15 protein-coding genes are annotated in these 18,559 nt (G+C 36.1%); 12 read left to right on the top strand and 3 right to left on the bottom strand.

Annotation, left to right across the window (positions count from 1 at the left end):
* Positions 1 to 140 precede the first annotated feature (140 nt).
* From K7887_RS22635 to K7887_RS22625, 3 genes are all read right to left on the bottom strand, one after another.
* Positions 141 to 1,193, bottom strand: a complete 1,053-nt coding sequence (locus tag K7887_RS22635; protein ID WP_223493850.1) for a coiled-coil domain-containing protein — start codon at positions 1,191 to 1,193, stop codon at positions 141 to 143.
* 594 nt (positions 1,194 to 1,787) lie between these two features.
* On the bottom strand, positions 1,788 to 3,242 hold the full coding sequence (locus tag K7887_RS22630) for an FtsZ/tubulin family protein (protein ID WP_223493848.1): 1,455 nt from the start codon (positions 3,240 to 3,242) through the stop codon (positions 1,788 to 1,790).
* 1 nt (position 3,243) lies between these two features.
* The gene (locus K7887_RS22625) at positions 3,244 to 3,675 is read right to left on the bottom strand and encodes a hypothetical protein (protein WP_223493846.1); all 432 of its coding nucleotides are present in this window, start codon (positions 3,673 to 3,675) and stop codon (positions 3,244 to 3,246) included.
* Positions 3,676 to 4,674: 999 nt separating this feature from the next.
* Here K7887_RS22625 and K7887_RS22620 point away from each other — a divergent pair.
* The 12 genes from K7887_RS22620 (at position 4,675) to K7887_RS22570 (ending at position 18,523) form a co-directional block, all read left to right on the top strand.
* Entirely contained in the window at positions 4,675 to 5,946 is a 1,272-nt protein-coding gene (locus K7887_RS22620) for a replication-relaxation family protein (RefSeq protein ID WP_223493844.1), read from the top strand.
* Positions 5,939 to 8,701, top strand: a complete 2,763-nt coding sequence (locus tag K7887_RS22615) for a TraM recognition domain-containing protein (protein WP_223493842.1) — start codon at positions 5,939 to 5,941, stop codon at positions 8,699 to 8,701. The genes K7887_RS22620 and K7887_RS22615 overlap by 8 nt, the downstream gene beginning before the upstream one ends.
* A gap of 221 nt (positions 8,702 to 8,922) precedes the next feature.
* Positions 8,923 to 9,813, top strand: a complete 891-nt coding sequence (locus tag K7887_RS22610; RefSeq protein WP_223493833.1) for a S1 RNA-binding domain-containing protein — start codon at positions 8,923 to 8,925, stop codon at positions 9,811 to 9,813.
* Positions 9,813 to 10,769, top strand: coding sequence for a hypothetical protein (locus K7887_RS22605; protein WP_223493831.1), 957 nt, complete (start codon positions 9,813 to 9,815; stop codon positions 10,767 to 10,769). The genes K7887_RS22610 and K7887_RS22605 overlap by 1 nt, the downstream gene beginning before the upstream one ends.
* Positions 10,770 to 10,829: 60 nt before the next feature.
* Positions 10,830 to 11,321 (top strand): hypothetical protein, encoded by a 492-nt coding sequence (locus K7887_RS22600; protein WP_223493829.1) that lies wholly within the window; start codon positions 10,830 to 10,832, stop codon positions 11,319 to 11,321.
* Positions 11,322 to 11,338: 17 nt separating this feature from the next.
* Positions 11,339 to 11,941 carry a hypothetical protein gene (locus K7887_RS22595; RefSeq protein WP_223493821.1) on the top strand — a complete coding sequence of 201 codons (603 nt, stop codon included), beginning with the start codon at positions 11,339 to 11,341 and terminating at the stop codon, positions 11,939 to 11,941.
* A gap of 31 nt (positions 11,942 to 11,972) precedes the next feature.
* A complete protein-coding gene (locus tag K7887_RS23015; RefSeq protein ID WP_263290364.1) occupies positions 11,973 to 12,107 on the top strand; it encodes a hypothetical protein in 135 nt (44 codons plus the stop codon).
* A gap of 232 nt (positions 12,108 to 12,339) precedes the next feature.
* Positions 12,340 to 13,881, top strand: coding sequence for a hypothetical protein (locus tag K7887_RS22590; protein ID WP_223493819.1), 1,542 nt, complete (start codon positions 12,340 to 12,342; stop codon positions 13,879 to 13,881).
* A 20-nt stretch (positions 13,882 to 13,901) separates the two neighbouring features.
* Entirely contained in the window at positions 13,902 to 14,798 is an 897-nt protein-coding gene (locus K7887_RS22585; protein WP_223493817.1) for a hypothetical protein, read from the top strand.
* 14 nt (positions 14,799 to 14,812) lie between these two features.
* On the top strand, positions 14,813 to 16,015 hold the full coding sequence (locus K7887_RS22580) for a CpaE/TadZ family protein (RefSeq protein WP_223494045.1): 1,203 nt from the start codon (positions 14,813 to 14,815) through the stop codon (positions 16,013 to 16,015).
* The gene (locus K7887_RS22575; RefSeq protein WP_223494044.1) at positions 16,012 to 17,535 is read left to right on the top strand and encodes an ATPase, T2SS/T4P/T4SS family; all 1,524 of its coding nucleotides are present in this window, start codon (positions 16,012 to 16,014) and stop codon (positions 17,533 to 17,535) included. Before K7887_RS22580 ends, K7887_RS22575 begins: the two co-directional genes overlap by 4 nt.
* A complete protein-coding gene (locus K7887_RS22570) occupies positions 17,528 to 18,523 on the top strand; it encodes a hypothetical protein (protein WP_223494043.1) in 996 nt (331 codons plus the stop codon). Before K7887_RS22575 ends, K7887_RS22570 begins: the two co-directional genes overlap by 8 nt.
* The last annotated feature ends 36 nt before the right edge of the window (positions 18,524 to 18,559 follow it).

Below are 18,559 nucleotides of genomic sequence, written 5' to 3'. Positions count from 1 at the left end.
AAAACTACACCAGCAATTAAAACACCAACCATAACTTTGTCAGCTACGGCTTGATTAGCCTTTGATAGTAAATGGAACATACAATCACCTCATTAGTTTAATATCCATATTATAACTTAATAGATATAATATGTAAATAATTATTCTTCCTCTGTCCCAGAACTTACTTCCAACATAGCTTTGAAAGTTTGATCTTCAGTATCTAATCGGGAAAGGATATCATTACTCTTCTTTTCTAACTGATTAATCATAGGTAAATACTGTTCTTTTGCTTTTTGCACGGCAAGATATACTTCTTCCTTCTTCTTTTCCAATTCTGAGCGTTTATTTTTTAGTGCAGTATATTTTTCACTCAACTCTTCTGGAATACCAGGAGATGAGCTGGCTTCTTCCTCTATCATTTTGGATACCTCTTCAAACATTGTTTCAAGATCTACTTGAATGCTTTTTACTCCAAATAACTTACTCCACAAACTCTCTTTAGGACGCTCACTATCTATCTTTTTTAAGAGCTCTTTAGTTACTTTAGGGTTAGTAGCTGCTTGTTTTTGAAGGTTGTTAGTCCACTCAATGATTTCTATCTTTTCTATTACGTCAGATATTGCTCTTTCCCACTCTACTTTTTGTTTTTCAGCTGCATCGATCTTTTCATGCCACTCACGCTTCTGTTGATTTATCTGATTCAAGAGGAACATATTTTGTAGATTATCCAACTTGTCTTGCATATCTTCAAGTTCTTCTGTGTAAGAACTCTCAGTCGATGGTAGATTACTAGAATTGATTGTATTTTTACTAGAGTTTACAGCTCGTTGGGGACTGTATGATTCCACCCTAGTACCTACAATACTTGCTATATCTATTGGTGATTTACCTCCTTGTTCAACTAACACAAAAATCATTTTGAATTTAAACAAAGAAAGAATATCTAATCGTAATTGATGCCCCACTCTAGGTACATCCAGATATACATGCAAATCATTTCGCTTGATATAGTTTCTTATTTGATAATCCCTTCCATCCAAATCTAATAGAAAAGTAGCTTCACGGGTGGAGTAAGTACTTTCTAAGTGTACTTGTTGAAATAATGAACCCTGGTAAATGTGTTCTTTTAATCCCATACGGACTAAAGTTTTATACAGTGGATCATCTTGGAGTTTTTCTTCTAGAAAATCTTTAAGCTTTTCTCTATCCATTGGGAACACCACCCTTCGTTTGATTCTAATAAGTAAATATTACTCTTAAAAACTATGGAATACAACAATTTAAGCGTCAAAACGAATACAATCAAATAGATTATCGCAATTGATTTTGAACGATAAAACAAAATAATGACCTGTAATTAAAAATTACTTGTATGATTTAGATTAATTATTTATTATTATCGATTGTTCTATCATTATTTAGTAGATATAAATAATAAACGGTATCTTTCAATTAAAATCAATTGATTTACCTTGATTTATACTTTTATTTTGATTTATCTTCCTTGATTTTTGGCGATCATTCTGTATCACGGCATTTTTCGTTGAGTTTGTGGAATATATTTGATTGATTTTGATTTACTTTGTAAAAACAATTTATATAGAGGGAGAACAGTAGAGCAAAAAGAAAAAGAGGCTGGGACAAAAGTATTTTAGCCAAAGAAAAATCCGAACTACAATTCATGATTCTATGATTAGAATCATGAATTAGTTCGGATTTTTCCTATTAAAGTACTTTTCCAACAAAAATCATTCGTCTTTTGTGTATGACATTTTAGTTATGTCCCAGCCTCTTTACTGTTACATCTAGTCATCTAAATCAGAGAAGTCTAATGAATCGAGATCCAGTTCGTTTTCTTTTGTTTTCTTCTTATCTTTTTCATCTTCATTCTCAAGGTCAAAGCCGAATTCCGATAAATCTAAATCCATATCATTAAATTCATCTTCTTCTGAAGTAGCTGCAATAGAAGCAATAGCGGAATCTTTAAAAATATATTGCTGTTGTTTTACTTTAAATTCTTCAAATTCCTCAACTAAACCTTTTGCGAGGCGAGTAGGGAGGGCTTCGGTTTTATAGAACGTGTAAACACTTACTTGATAGTCATTATTGCCAACCAAGTAACCAGAAAACACGGTTCCGCTAATTGGAAGGGCATCTACGATGGATTTCTTAGATTTATCAATAAAAGAGCTGCTGAACTGCTTATCTTTAGCTAAAACGGCCAATAAGCCAACATGATGAACTTTAGAAGCTATAAGTGTACCATCTTCCTCTGCTTCAGTTATTTGAATTGGATCGTGAAGATAGCTAGACTCTATAGATTTCTTGAACATATCGTTAATATCATGTTCATTTGTTACATCTTTGATGTTTTTCTCAACTTTGTTAAGTACCAGGCAACCTCTATGTTCTAATACTAATCGTTTAAAGTCCGATTTATCAAAGATGACTGAAGTTCCACCACCGGTTGTTGCGGTATTAACTTCATGGATAATATCTCTGATTTTTAGATTTGCGTAATCTCTGTAGTTGTCAATCTTCATACCTGTTTTGATAGTATCAGAAAGGGCATCGTATTCATCATAGAATTGCTGATTGTCAGCAAAAATAACGAAAGCAATTCCTTTTGATTTATCTTTTGTAAGTTTCCAAATTCGTTGACTAAAATCATTTACTTGTCTTAGGACATCCGGGCCATCATCACGTACAGGTAATGTTACCACTATACCAATTTTAACGGTACGGCTATCAGCATTTTTTACAGCTTGTAGCATATATTTCTTAATATTTGCTTTAAAATCTTGTGAGGGAATAGATTGCTGTAATTTCACTAATTCTTCTTTGATAATCGGTTTGTTATGGAAGTCGTTAAACTCTTCAATAGCTTTAATGATAGTAGAAGTACCAGTCCCTCCACCAAGGCCAGCAAAGAATAATACTAAATCGTCAGAAGGGCGAACTCGAGCAGTAATAAATTGCTTAAGTTTCTCCTTTACATCTGCAGTATCTTCGATAACTTTCATGGCTCTCTCAGGGTTTTTACCTAATCCACCAAGATTTAAGGATACTTGATTGCTTTTAGGAACATGCTTCAATCCTTCAAGATCTCCGTCGTTACTGTTTAAAGCTAAGCAGTTGTAAACCGGGGTACCATCTTTTTTCTTTAATTCACCAAACATATCAACCATTCTGTTACCAGCTTGTCCAAAACCGACCATTGTCATATTAATGGCAGGGGAATTATTAGTAAATTTATTCATATTAGACACTCCTTGTATTTGTTTGTTTGGAACGTTTTAATAATTCTTCTAAGATTTGTACACCTCTACGTGTTAAAAAGATGAACTTATAGGGTTTAATAGATTGGTAGTATAGCAAGGACATGCTTAATAATTTATCTGCGATTCCTTCAGCTGTTTTTCTATGTATATTGGTAACTGATGTATTATATGTATAGTTGCTTCTCCCTTTATTTAAGCGAGTTTTTCTCTCTACCGTAACATTTTCCACTATTTCATTAATAGTGATTCCGCTAATCGAATCTTCTTCACTTCGTTGCTTCTTCAAAGCCTTACCAATAAAGAAAAATACTTTTCTGGTAGACTCTTCTTGTTCAATTATGTCAGCAAACATAGAAATTTGTTCAGGCTGCAACATTACTTCTGCGTACTTCATATGTAGTTCACCGTCCAACGTGCTACCTCCCTTTTTCATATTTTACTACATATTACCTTATATAAGACTCTTAAACAAGAGTCTAAAGTGAAATTTTCGCGAAAATTTATTCATTAAAAACTCTTTCACCCTATATATATCAAGGGTTAATTTATAGACTCTATATTAAGTGTCTTTCTATGTTTTATATTACGTTACTCTTTGTATTAGCAACCATTTAGAATGAATATTGATGATAATATAAGTAAAATGGCTAAAAGTAGTATAAACTCTGATAGATATATTGATAATTATTCTTATAGAGTACTTATAAAGAGTCTATAGATAGAAACATATATAATAACGTTTTTGTTTGGTTTGACTCCTTTTTTCATTTTATAGTTCTTTAATGTAGACTCTATTATTAGAGTGTTCTTTTTGAACTGGACTTACATTACCGTATAAGATTGTTCGTGGAGATCCAGAGAGCAAAAATCGATTCTATTTTTATTGATTATCTTGTCTCACCCAATTTCACACACCTGGAAACAGCGTGACTGCTACATCCTACTATTAGAGATATTAGCTTTCATTAGAAGAAGAAAATTGAGTCCAAACTCATAAGGTCAAACTCATAGGGCCAAGTTCATATGGTGAATATATGAGTTTGACTATATGAAAGGACTCATACACCTTGTAACTTAAAAAACCTATATATATCAACCTGAAGTAAGTAAATGAATTGTCAAAAAGAAGTCCAACTATTTACGGTTTCATTTCCCCAATCAACCCAAATTATTTGCAATAATCTCTAACAATTTATAATGTTCCATATGTACCTATAGAAACTGCTAAAATGATGTCTATAGATAGTAATCTATGACTCAAAAATATCTGTTAATCCATTAAAAGTGTGCTATAATGTTGTGGAAATTATTAACTACATAATATGGGAATCGCCCACAGGATTTAGATAGCAAGCTAGCTGTCTATCTTTCTGTGGGCTTTTTGTTGTTTTAGGGAGGTGGAAGAATAATCATGTATCACTTTGTAACTGGAGAAAATAGAAAGGGGGTGGTACTACAGGAGTATGAATTAGAACTGCTCACCATTTTGTATCATCATAAGTTATTAACAACTAAACAAATGTATGCTTTTATCATTCAGAAAACAGATATCACCTATATTGGTTTTGCTAACAGAGTAAAGAAGCTAGCTAAGTTGGATATCCTTGTAGACCATGAGTATTCGCTTGGGCAGAAAGGATTCCGCTTTAAATATTACAGAATTGGCGCCAAAGGGTTAGAGATAATAATAGATAATCAGAGATTAACAGGGAAAATCATTCGCGATATTTATAGATTTTCCTCGGTCAGAAACATTGATCACTTTTTATCTACTCAAGATTTAGTTGTCAGAACGCTCATTGATGCCCGTGGGGAACAGATTGAAGTGCAATCATTGTCACCTCATGAAGAAGTAATGGATGTAACTGAGCAATCATTTGCTATCATTCCTGATTGGCTGCTGAAAACTGAAACTCAGACAATCTATATTGAGCTTGATACAGGAAAAGAGACAAATAAAGTAATTAAAGAGAAAGTGGAAAGGTATGTAGAGCTGAGCCGGGATCAACCTGACACAACTCACGTTGTATTTTTTGCAATTTTGGATGATTCCTTTTCTACTAGACATTCATATGGCAAACGCTTTAAGCGGGTGGGAAATATAAAGCAAGCGTTGCTTTCTGTAAAGGGTATAAACCGTTCCAACTTAGAAATATATGTGTTGCCATTATTTAGAGCTAAAGAAAAACTGTTGGAAGTGGTTAAAGGTGAATCACCACATAAAGAAAAGAAGAGACAGCTGGATACCGAATTAGCGATCCATACGTTGGATAAGTTAAATTATGTTTTCCCGTATATGTTTGAAAGACAAGATATAGCGAGGTATTACCCCGATAATCTGGAGCGGTATTACCACGTAGATGCTATATATGAGGTAAGTACAAAAGGTAATACCAAATTAGAAACAGTAGGAGTGCTGCTTCTAGAAGAAGGGCATATAAAGAATTTAGACAGGTTAGATTACAATCATTATTTAGTCGGGGCCGGTAGGTTCAAAGAAAAAATAGACAGGTTACTTGTCGTCTATGCTAATTCATTGGAGATGGAGGAAGACGTTATAGGAAAGCAATATCATCTATGTATTATAGGGAGTATGGAGAAATGGGGTTATGAATTAGAAGAGCAACCAACTTTTTATAGGCTTTCCTCCCCGTACAAAAAGGAGATAACGCACTATGAATGATAAGGAGAATTGGTGGAAGAAGAATTGGCCCTTTGTATTGGGTTCAGTCTTATTTGCGCATTCAGCGTACCAGCTAATAAAAGCGCTAGTAAATCAGGTAGTGCTAATTAACACACATATTAACGGGGAGCGGTACTCCATCTTTTTAATGGGAGATCCTCTATATCCTAGTAAAGTCGCATCTATCATCATCATATTTGTCATCATATACAGCTGGTTATTTTCAACGAGATTATTGAAGTTCCAGCCACTTGCATGGCGCCTTACGCAATTCTTAATCATGCTAGGTGGAGTAGTTGGTCATTTTTTGTGGCATGTAACTGCTAATACCTATCAGCATGTTATTCCATACTTTGAAACACGACTAACAGAAGTGTTTATAGACCATACGGGCATGAGGAGTGTGCTTATAAATAACACAGAGCATTTCTTTTGGCTATTAGTATCTTTACCCTATATGTGTGTATTTCTGGTCTTATTGTATATAGGGGGGCTATTTACAAAGGATCAGAATGATATTGTGGAAGCATTCAGAGAATTTAAGTGGTCTGGACGCTGGCTACAGAAAATATCCGATGTAGAAAAAAGAGAGGTTTGGCCGGATGTAGAACTTGGTCCTGATATTGTGAGTAAGGAAATCGTGGTACAACCAGGTAGAGACAGAACATTAAACGGAATTATTATCGGTAGTATCGGTACTGGTAAGACTGCTGCTTTGGCTTTACCTAAAATTAATCAAGACTTACATCATATGACCAAATTTATCAATTCATATCCTCGTATTTCACAGCTTGAGAATTACCATTCGGAAGAAGTGAAAGGGATGTACTTAAACGGTATATCCATCATCGAGCCATCTAATGACTTATGCCAAAAAGCCTTTCAACTGGTCCAGGCTCATAATATTCCGGAGCAAAGTATTACTTACATCAACCCGTTAGATAAAAATACACCATCAATTAATCCAATGAAGGGACCGGTTGATAAAGTTGCGGAAGCATTTGCTATGGTTATTGAGGGGTTAAACGAAAGCGGAGATGGAGGAAACTTCTTTTTTGAACAATCACAAAGGAACCATCTTAAACATTACATTTACCTTTTAAAGCTGCATGATCCAGAAAAAGAAGTAACGTTTGATATGTTACTAGATATGTATAATAACTCTCAGCTGGTAAGAAGAATGCATGTATTACTCAAAGCTAGAATTCCAAAGGATATTGATTCCATGGAGGATAGGGATGATAGAAACCATTGGAAAATCGTTCAACAGATTGATGAATGGTTTGACCAGAACTTATTGCCCAAAACCATCCGAACTCCACAAGGGGAGATAACAGAAAAAATACAGGAAGGAGAATATAGAGGAGAAGACAAGTACTATGATGCAAAAGCAGAATATGTACAGGGTTTACGAAATATTTTGAATGATGTGGGTGCTAACCCGCTTATACGAAGAGTATTGTTTGGTAAAAGTGATTTTGATTTTGATCAGCATTTGGAGGCTGGTGGAGTCCTACTAGTGAACACAGCAAAAGGTGAATTATCTGGACTTGCGAATGTATTAGGTAAAATTGTCTTATTGAGTCTACAGAATGCTGTATTCCGTAGACCTCCTAATACTAGTACTTTCCACCATATACTAATTGATGAAGCTCCAGATTACCTTTACCAACCGTTTAGAGAGTTTCCGGCCCAATCACGAAAATACAAAGTTATCGTTACTGTGATTATGCAAACTATCGCTCAACTAGCTGATAGGTACGGGGAACACTACATGGAAACTTTAATAGGTACACTGAGAAATAGATTCGTATATGGGGATTTACCTGCTTTCGATTCTCAATATTTCTCCAAAATGTTTGGAGAAAAGTGGGAATATGAAGAAAGCACCAATGAAATGTCTGTATCTCCACTCCAGGATAACCCTATGACTAGAGCAGGGTCTACTTTCCAAAAAGTAAGGGATGTAGCTTTAACTGAAGCGGAAATTATGTTCCAGAGGGAATTTGAATGCGCGGTAAAGATTGTAGCAAATAATCGTCCGATGCCTGTGAGAAGAATAAAGGCTAATTTCGTACCAAAAGAACAATTTAAGAAAGCTGATATACTGGTAGATGATGATGCGGCCGCAATCTGGTTGGAAGAAAGAGCGGGAATTACTTCTGATCCTATAGATGATGTTATTAATCTTGAACCGATTGAGAATGATTTAGAAGGTATTCCCACTGAAAATAGTACTACAGAGCCAACCCATGAACCTGCGACGGAAAATCAACAAGTATTTGAAGAAGAAGTAGAAAAATCCATTTCACAACGTCATGATGAAATGCCAAAGGATTCTGTAGTTTACACCGCTCCACCTACTTCTAGACTGAGAAGTAAGACCAAGCAGTACGTGTATCATGAATCGCCAGAAGATGAACAATTAATTCAAGGAGAAGAGGAGGTTGCTGCCACTTTACAAATTATTAATGAGAAGGACACGCCTACTGTTCCGGAAACTATAGAAGAAACGGTCCTATCAGTAGCATCAACATTGCCTAATGAGCCTGAAGAGAAAAAACAAAGTTGGAATAAGGCAGTAGATGTCGAACCATTAGCAAACTGGTCACAAACACTTAAAAGTGAACCTACAAATAAAAATGCGATAGAACCAACAAAAGAAAAGAATGAATCTACTAAACTTCCACCTTCTCCTTTAAACGATAAAGAAAAAGATTTTTTAAATGAGATTGTTAAATTTATAGATGAGTAGATAGATAACGACGAAGATTAAGGAAAGTATTGCATGATTTTCCAATATCGTATAAAATCACACTATATACATTAGTCGTTGAAATATTACGACATAATTAAATAAAATGGGATGAACCCACGAGATTGATAGTGTACCTGTAATAGGTCCGCTGTCTCCTCGTGGGTTTTTCGTTTTATTACACACTAAACTAGCTTGAGAGTGAATAGGAGGAATATCAAATGTTAGAAACGCAAACGTGGTCCAAAGAGGAATTAGATGATTTAGCAAGAGCTCACCGTAATCAGGAAATCATTGAAGGGATTGTACAGTCCGTAGGGTTTTTAAATCTACCTGTACAGGAAGACGGCAAAACTGTCATAAAAGAAACAGAAGTAGCCATTTTCCGTCTACGCGGTGGAGTAAAAGCATATTGCCCAGAATCAGAGTTTAGTGAAAGAAAGTTTAAAACGCTTAATGGTTTTGTAGGGTCTATCCAAAACATGGTTATTGAACGAATTGACCTGGATCACCAGATTGCTATTGTTTCTGTAAAAAAAGCAGACAAACTCAAAAGCGAGACGTTCTGGAATAACCTTGAATACTTGCAAAAGAAAGAAGCATTGAACGAAGAGATATTTGAAGGTACTGTTTCAGGAGTTAATGGAAAGTCAGATACCATTCACGTGCGAGTCGATGGGGTAGATTGCTTTATGCTGCGAAACGATTGGGACTGGAACCGTACTTTCGATATCTCAACTGCGGTTGATCGAGGTAGCAAAATTAAAGTGAAAGTCATTAAATTCGACAAGGAACAAGGTTTAGTCCGTGTTTCCAGAAAACATACCATGGAAGATCCTTTCTCTAAGTTGGAAAACCTCAAGGAGATGGAAGTTGTAGCAGGAAGAGTAGTGGAAGTGAGTCAAATTCACGGGTTGTTTGTTCAAATTGAAGAAGGTGTGGTATTAAAAGCTATAAAACCTCGTAGCTTGGAAGAGCCTGTTGTTGGTGACATTGTATCTTGCAGAATTAGAGAAATTGATCCTAGACGTAGAAGAGGTAAAGTAGTAATTGTTGATTATCCACGTGGAAAGAAGAAAATTAAAGATTTAGGTTCGTTCTTATTTGAATAATGACTATTCAAACGGAAACGAATGAACTGCAGGTCCAGTATTATCTATCCAAAGAAGGGGACGTTCCATTTTGGGACCACCCCCTTATGTATGGCCATAGAAAACTACCTAAAAACTATCGTCCGTTTGTTAACGTGGAACAAACGATAAATGCTTACCAAAGAAAGCTTTTAGACGAGAAGGATTTTACGGTTTTAAAGGTTGTTGGAGATGCTATTGCTGCCAACGAAGATCAAATTAGAAGGTATCTAATTTCAAAAATGTCTAGATCTGAAGCGTCAAAAATACTTGAGCGGTTAAGAAGAAATGGTTTCGTGGACCGATGGCATTGTCGATTAGAAAATGATGAAGCGGAAGAAATACGGCCACCCGCTCCTTTTACACTAGGTATAGCTGGTTACAAATTATTGAAGCATTTTTACCCAGAGACTCCATTCATGAATCCAAACTCTTGGGATAACCATAACATTAAAACCTTACAACGGTATGTTGCTATGAACGAGTTGCGCTGTTTGTTAATTGAAACACGGACTACTAAAGGTTGGGTATGGAATGGCGTTTTAGACCACAACAGGGCTATTAAGAAGCCTCTAGGCACTGCCCTTGTAAGTACGCCCAAAGCAGATATTAATTTAATTATTGAGCGAGCTCAAATGTCACAAGATTTCGTGGGATTCCTTCGAGGAAAGCTGCACCAGTGGAAGAAGGTGTTTGAGGTAAAAAGGTCACTTCCTATACAAGGGGTGACAGAAACAGTCCCTATTGTAGTCATTTACACTAGCACTTTATCCGTTGCAGAACATATACATGCACAATTAATGTTAGACACCTACCCATTCACAGTATGGTTATGTGTGGAAGAATTTTTTGAAGAGCATGGTCTAGCAAAATCTTGCTTTGCACCACAGGGTCAAGAAGTAAAACGCATGTATCTAGATTTTTTTGATAAAGCTTAATGTTTAGCCTTGCGTGTAGCTGCAAGGCTAATTCCATTAAATAATAAAGGAGAAAGTAAAATGAAGAAGATGTACGTATTGGTGTCGGTACTTTGCTTGATATTAACTGTTGGCTGTTCAAGCTCCGGGGGGGGAGCAAAGGCTTCAATAGATCCGCAACTGGATGAGGCTCTGAATTCGTATCAAACATTTTTAACGAACACATTAAATGAATCGAATGGTCTACTAAATCGTTTTAATACATTGGTCGATAACTTATATGTGCAAGACATATCTTCTGAACAGTTCTCGAAGGTGGTAAAAGAGATCATTAAAGACTCCTCTGCACTTGTTAAGCAAGCGGACGGTCAAGATTATTATCACCAGAACCTTCAGGCATACCACACAAGCTATCTTAGTTACCTTAACCAACAGCATCAATTGTTCCTGGATTCCATTGAGATGGCAAATAAAGACCGTTTAGACAAAGCGAAATTGCGACAAAATTATCTAAAGATTAAAGATAGTCAATCAGCCATCATCAATTCTTGGGGAACTGCAGCAGGATCATAGGAAAGTAGGGGAATAATATGAAGCAATTCTTTGAATTTGCATACAAGCTACTTAAAGGAGAAAAAGACTTTACGGATATAAATTACCAGGCTCTGTTTAAGCCCGCTCTAATCTTTCTGGGAATACATATAGCGGTACTTAGTCTTATAAAAGGATATATCGACGCAAAAACCTACAATTTGTTCAGTAATTCTATTGATTTTGGAAAATTCATTAGTGGTTCCCTGTCTGGTGTATTGTTATATGCTATTGGTTGGGGTGTTTTCCTTGGCATCATCTTTGTATTTTATAAGCTAAACAAACAGGATGTGACGGTACAGAAAGTCGTTGTACATGGCGGATTTATTTCAATAGTGGTATTAGCCATTACCATAATGTTTCTTTTGCTGAAGGATGTAAGGGGAATTGGGACCGCTTTATCAAGAGGAGCTATCTTCTTTCCATATCTATATATCTTTTTGCTCTTTATTTCTGAGTCAAATGTAAATAAGATGAAGACCTTTTGGTATGTGAATATAGCTGTACTGATATCGTCCGTTATCTTTGCCTTAATTGGCGCCCACCCTTTTTCCGTGGCAATTATTAATTCGTTAACCGATCTGCTAAGAAGTCTATTCTAGCGTATTACTAAAAGAGAAGGAGTATTTGAAAATGAGTAGTATATGGATTACACCAGAAGAGATACAAAGAAAGAAGAAGAGAAATAGAATTTTAGGTTACAGTTCCATTATCATAGGGATGGCAGCATTTACAGTATTGTTAACAGTCTTTTTAAATGGAATTTAAAGGGTGATTTTATTGTTGACCACTAAATTTAGAAGTGGTATTATCTAGTAGAACACCTTTCTAAGGGTTTTTGTGTACCCCGTTCCGCTGACGGGGTGCATTCCAATATAAAATATTATAATTGATTAACTGAATAGTCTGGGAAGAACCCACAAAGTACATGAAGCTTTTTTAAAGCTATGATTTTCATGTGTTTTGTGGGTTTTTTCGCGTTTATCAGGAGGTGTTACCCGTGCAAAAAGTATTACTTGCTATTGGAGATAAGCCTTATAGCCAGATAGTTAGAAAGGCATTAAGCGCTTATAGCGAAAATTTCCGCGTTGTTGAAAATGAAATATTCCATCGAGATTACTTGGATGAAATTATCGAACATGAAAAGCCGAATATCTTAATTGTACATGACTTCTACCTGCAAAGCCGAAAGCTTGTTAAGGAAGAAAAAGAGCAAGAACTTGTTCAGATAATACAGAGCCTACGAATTAAATATGATGATGAAATACGGGTTGTGTACTTATGTGAAAGAGAAAGAGGAGATCCGTTACTGTTCACTTTGGCCAGTAACAATGTCTTGGATATCTTTAATACTCCAACTATTGATATTAAGGTGTTTACTGAACAGTTACTTGATAAACCGCGCTACTCAAAAGTAGCAAGGTTTATGACTGACGAAGTGCGGTCTGCGCCAGTAACTATGACCAAAGAAGAAGTCGATATGGAAGAACCTATTGAGGAAGTATCGCCAGTGGAAGACCCTTCTCCTTCAACCAAGAAGCCAAAACCCGAAAAAGAGAAAACGATTATTAATAAAGTGGTTGAGAAGAAAGTAATCAATAAAGTTGTAGAAAAGAAAGTTGTCCAAAAACAAGTAATTAAAAAGCAGTATCAGCTAAATGTTACTCAACAGGTTGAAAAGATAGTGGGGGTTACCATTCAGCCAAAGCTTATATTGGTTGGAAGCCCCTATAGAAGAACAGGAACAACATTCTTCACCCATACATTAGCTAAACATATTTCCGACATGGGAGTGGGAGTCACTTATGTAGAAAACCCCTATCAAGTCGGATATACATATGACCGGTTCTATGGACACAAGAATGCTAAGGATTATAAAAGTCTATTCGCAAAACTAGAAAAGGAAATTAGACAAGAAATAACTGAATATGAAGCCACAATCGAATCCCAAAATGATTGTTATGAATGGAAGCATGAAGGAGTAAATATCATAGCCACCAATCCCATGAAGGAAGATGTTTATCCCGAAGAAAAATTAGATCTAACACATTTTATGAAGTTGCTCTTATCACTCCATAAGACACCATATGTTGTGGTGGACGTTGGTACAGATTGGCATAGAGAAGTATATCGAGAGTTATATAGCATTGCAGATTATGTATTCCTGCTGTTTGAACCAGATATACCATTAATCGAAAGATTTGAAATGAGCGATGAACATAGCCTTAAAAAAATTCGTGAAATGATGAAGGAGGAAAAAACCAAAATCATTGGTAACAAAATGAGTGAAAACGTTGCAAAAGAGATACTTGATGGAGCTGCTTATCTAATCCCAAATGTGCCTTCAGAAGAAATATTTCAGATGCAATTCGTAGGAACCTTTTTACCAAGTACAAAAGAATACAATAAATTAGTAAGCCAGGCATTTAATCCCATTGTAGAAGATTTGTTACCAGCTGAATTTATCAAGAAAAAGAAAAAAGAGGGTTCTCTTTTTAGAAGCCTTTTTAAAAACAAAAATGTCGAGTTGAAAGAAGTATAAACCAAGAAAGGAAGACGTTTGTGAAACCATGGATGAAAATATCTGCAGGGCTAACATTAGCTCTAAGTGTAATTGGTTTTATCGTAATCTGGGACGTAAAAATTAAGGATGAAATTGATAGCGTAGAAGTAGTTGTGGTCCGGCCAGGTGTAGAGATATTACCAAATGAACCATTATCAAGAGATAAACTTCTAGTCGAGAAACGGAGAAGAACTTCAATTGTAGAGGGAACAGTTTTACCTAATGAATTGGAAAATGTACTTGGAACTTTTGCTAAGCATCATTTAGTGGGTAACAGCTTATTATCTAAAAGGTCATTAGACTTTGAAGGATTGCAACCTAATCCATATTTAGGAGAGGCTATACGCCCTATACCTAATGATTGGATTTATGCGAAGCCTTCTACTCTTAGAAGAAATGACAAAATCAGTTTATACCTTTTTGCTCCTCCAGAAAAAATATCTGGACAGAGCTCAGATATGACCGGATTATCTCCTCAACAAATTGAGAAATTGAAAGAACTTGAAGAAAAGCAGAAAGAAGAAAGTGCAGAGTTTCAAGAAGAGAGAGAGAATATTGCAGCTGAGAATAAGGTGGAGCTGCCTGAATCAGAAGATGCTGAACAAAGAAAGCGCAACGCTCTTTTAACAGAACAAGAAAAAGATGATCTCAGCGATGAGCAAGTGTTTAGTTACATCGAAGCGGGAGAGATACCTATTTTAGTTGATATTCCAATTATTTATGCAAAAGACGGTAGCGGTAATGAAGTACTTAATGGAGAGAATTCCTCTCAAGAACAACGATTAACCTCTACCGGTACTATCTCGGACCTTGAATTGATTTTAACGGAAGATGAATATCGCTTCCTGAAAGAATACATTGATCAGGGATATAAATTGTATATTACCTACGTGTAAAGGAGTGAGAGCGGATGGCTAAGGAAGAATGGGAAGGAACCACTTTTGTAATTCAGTTAATTTCTACAGACTCTTCAATGAAAGATGTATTAGCCGGCATAGAAAAAATAGACTTAGTATTGCAAAGAGATACATTAGATATTGACTTAAGATACAACGCTATCTTTCTGGATGGAGCTACAGTGTCATACAAAGACATTAAGTACATTCGGGAACAAAATCCAGTTAAGCCCATCTTGTATAAGTTGCCATTGGTTACAAGCCAAACAGTAACTAAGAATATTCAAGCGGTTTGTAACGCTTATAACATTCAGACCTTAGATGAATATCTTGTAGGTGAACAAATTGCTGATGTAGTAAAGAAAGTGCTTTTTGAAGAAGAGTACACAGAAGGAAAGCGAGTAATTACCTTCAGTGGAACACATTCAGGAGCGGGTGTTAGTACGACCACACTCAATGTAGCAAAAGCATTAGCAGAAAGAGTTACAAATAAAGTGGTTGTTCTATCACTCAATCCATGGGATCCAGCAGACTACTTCACCGAATATCGAGGTAAACATCTGGATGATATCAAGGTAGATCTTAAAACAAGGAATTTGACTGAACAAAAGTTGCTGGATTCCACATTTCTCATAGATGGATTTCACTTATTGGCAGGTAATCGTGATGTAAAGCTTCAACGTTACTATAAACCAGAAGAAATTCACCATTTGATTAAGGTAGCAAAACAAACTTTTGACGTTGTACTTATTGACACTGGAACGCACTTTGACAATGCCTGTTATGCACAAGCATTTATGGAAAGTGAAATGAAGTTTTTAGTTACTACACAGGAGCCAAAAGGTTATAGAGGCTATTGGCCGCACATTTTTCATCAACTGGTTCAGCCTATGGGAGCAAAAGCAGAAGATTTTATGCTAATTATTAATCAATATGAATCCGAACTTTCTCTAATCTCCGAAAAGGATCTCTCAGAAGAACTAGATATGTTCTTGCTTACATCCATTCCAGACGAAGGAACCTTAGGAGCACAAGCTATTTCAAGGAAAAGCTTACTTTATGACATTGCTACAAGAGATTACAGGAACTCTATTTCTACAATAGCAAGCAGTATCGTATCCAGGTCCAAATTGAATGTTCGGGAAGATTTTAATGCATCAGAGGGTAGAAAAGGATTTTTTGGATTCTTTTCAAATAAAAAGGTGGCGCAGCCATGAGTAATAAAAATTTGCTAGTAACAAAAAGAGTGGATAAACAAACAGGGATAGCTACACTCCCCTTTCACCTGGATGATTTAAACGAGTCTCCTTTTGATGTTGCTTCCTTTGTTTCTCAAAATACCAAAGGGGATGAAGAGGAGCAAGTTTCTGGGTTTAATTATCAAAAGAAAAAGAACTTCAAACAAATTTGCGACATTATCAAAAGCGAGTTGGACTCTAAGAATGTTGATGAAGAAGAATATTTAGAACGGCAACACAAAGCTATTATCGGTGATGAGTCTGCTATAGGATACTTCATAGCTGAAATTGAACGTGTCTTAAGGGATAAGAACATAACTTCAACCGACTACCCTCAGTACTTTGAAACACTAAGTCAAGCTGTCTTTCATGAAGTGTGGGGATTAAGTGTGTTAGCTAAATGGGAGACATACCCTGAAAGTGAAGCGTGTTGCGTTCGAGGCACACAACTTTGGATAGATATTAATGGCCAGTTCACGAGACAGGCTGAAGAATTCGAAAGTATTCACAGGGTAGAGAGGATAAAACGAGCATTTCTAATCCGCTCCGCCGAAACCGTATTAAACCGTGAAAATCCGGAGGTCGAATTAGAAAAAGAAGATGGTAGTCGAATCACCATGATACAACCTCCAAGAAGCAAAGATAACTACATCATGTTGCGACGCTTTACCGTAAATCAATTCACTCTCGAGGATCAAGCCAGCTTTGAAACCATTCCTTTTAAGGATGTTCCATTGTATCGTGCCCTAAGTAAAACTATGCCAAATATGATTGTAGCGGGTAGAGTTCGCTCTGCAAAGTCAACCTTCATGAAAACTCTTATAGGAGAGAGGAACCCTCAATATGTGGGAGCTTGTTTAGAGAAGCATTTTGAACTAGCACTCTCAAAACACTTTAAAGATCGCTTGTTTTTCGAGATACAAGCAAAAGAAGGCGACTTGCATAATGCAATTCCACGATTATTACGTATGGAGCATGACTACATTGTCATTGGGGAGATCCGTTCCCTTGAAATTGAAGCATTTAACATCTCTACTGAACGGGGGGAGAGGGGAGCATTATCCACTTATCACTTAACAGACGTGGAGGATGTAGTAGAACAACTGGCGCGTCATACATTAGACGAGTTCCCTACAAGAAGATTTGAGGTAGAAGTTCAGCGAATTGCTAAGAACCTGGACATTATCATTAGTATGGCAGCTGGTAGAGATAGAAAAAGAAAACGCGTCATAGGTGTTACAGAGGTGGTTTTTAACACTAAAACAGGCGAACACTCTACGGTTGATTTAATAAGATATTCCAAACTATCAGGTAAATATTATTATTCCTCCAATATATCACAACGCCTTTTACGCCTAATGGCGGAAGAAAATATAGAGGAAACAAAAGTACTTCTGAACCTGTTGAAGAAGCGGGAAGAAGATAATCCAATGGAAGATTATTATAAAGAATTATCGATTGACGACTTATTGGATGAAAGTGTTGGTATGAATGGATAGAATATACGACCTTTTATACCACATCAAAGCTACTATATTTTTGGATTATATTTTTTACCTGATCCTAATCATTATCACGATATGGACTGCGCACCAGATTATTAATTTACCGATTAAGGAAAGGTTATCGCAGATTAGATACCGCTCAAAGTTAAAAAGAAGCCGGGCGTTTACAAAAAGTCAAAAACCATTAGACGAACGAAGCCCCCTCTATCGTCACATTTATTTCTTACTGAAATCTAGTAATGATGATAACGGGGAACATGCAGTGTCTAACTTCTTTATATTAAGCGGATTGTTATTTGTAGTAATTTTATGCTTTTCCGTAGTTAAGTTTGGAGACCTTGTAATTTCACTGATTTTTGCCATTTTAGTGAGTATCATCCCATATTTCTTTTTACAGATAAAACTGAGAAGCGCTAGGAATAGCATAGGTAATCAAGTAAATAAAGTTACAGAAATGCTAGTAAGTTCATATAGTGCTTCTGGATATAACATTTATGAAGCTTTGAACTACACACATGCTCACATTGAAGAACCTTCTTTAAAGCGCGTCTTTTCAAAGCTAATAAATGACTTACAAACGGCTCGAAGCGATGAAGAATTAAGAACTACAATAGACGTATTTATATACACTTGTGGAAACACCTGGAGTAAGCGCTTGGGAAACGTCATATTAAAAGCCTATGTTTATCATGAGAATGTGTCCAACACGTTATTAACGCTACAAGCACAAATGCAGAATACAGAGAAGATGTTAGAGCAAGAGAAGTCTAATTCTATGGATGCTGTATATGATGGGTACCTACCAATTATTATTTTCCCAGCTTCTATAGTCCTTGCTTACTATGTAACCGGACCACAGGATTGGTTTAAATTACAATTTGGTCAAACTTGGTCCCTATTCATATTTATTGTATCTGCAATTTTCACTATCTTTTCAATTATGGTCTCTCTTTTATTAAGGAAACCAAAGAACGATTTGTAAGGGGGGAAATTATTATCGCAGAGTCAGTTCTCTTTT

Origin of the sequence: Sutcliffiella horikoshii (genome assembly GCF_019931755.1) — a bacterium.
In the GTDB taxonomy this organism is placed as follows: Bacteria; Bacillota; Bacilli; order Bacillales; family Bacillaceae_I; genus Sutcliffiella_A; species Sutcliffiella_A horikoshii_E.
This window is presented reverse-complemented; position numbering and strand designations above follow the sequence as displayed.

Bases quoted from the DNA above. Each gene is read 5' to 3' on its own strand.
- K7887_RS22635 (WP_223493850.1), bottom strand. From the start codon at position 1,193: ATGGATAGAGAAAAGCTTAAAGATTTTCTAGAAGAAAAACTCCAAGAT.
- K7887_RS22630 (WP_223493848.1), bottom strand. From the start codon at position 3,242: ATGAATAAATTTACTAATAATTCCCCTGCCATTAATATGACAATGGTC.
- K7887_RS22620 (WP_223493844.1), top strand. From the start codon at position 4,675: ATGTATCACTTTGTAACTGGAGAAAATAGAAAGGGGGTGGTACTACAG.
- K7887_RS22615 (WP_223493842.1), top strand. From the start codon at position 5,939: ATGAATGATAAGGAGAATTGGTGGAAGAAGAATTGGCCCTTTGTATTG.
- K7887_RS22610 (WP_223493833.1), top strand. From the start codon at position 8,923: ATGTTAGAAACGCAAACGTGGTCCAAAGAGGAATTAGATGATTTAGCA.
- K7887_RS22605 (WP_223493831.1), top strand. From the start codon at position 9,813: ATGACTATTCAAACGGAAACGAATGAACTGCAGGTCCAGTATTATCTA.
- K7887_RS22600 (WP_223493829.1), top strand. From the start codon at position 10,830: ATGAAGAAGATGTACGTATTGGTGTCGGTACTTTGCTTGATATTAACT.
- K7887_RS22595 (WP_223493821.1), top strand. From the start codon at position 11,339: ATGAAGCAATTCTTTGAATTTGCATACAAGCTACTTAAAGGAGAAAAA.
- K7887_RS23015 (WP_263290364.1), top strand. From the start codon at position 11,973: ATGAGTAGTATATGGATTACACCAGAAGAGATACAAAGAAAGAAGAAG.
- K7887_RS22580 (WP_223494045.1), top strand. From the start codon at position 14,813: ATGGCTAAGGAAGAATGGGAAGGAACCACTTTTGTAATTCAGTTAATT.
- K7887_RS22575 (WP_223494044.1), top strand. From the start codon at position 16,012: ATGAGTAATAAAAATTTGCTAGTAACAAAAAGAGTGGATAAACAAACA.
- K7887_RS22570 (WP_223494043.1), top strand. From the start codon at position 17,528: ATGGATAGAATATACGACCTTTTATACCACATCAAAGCTACTATATTT.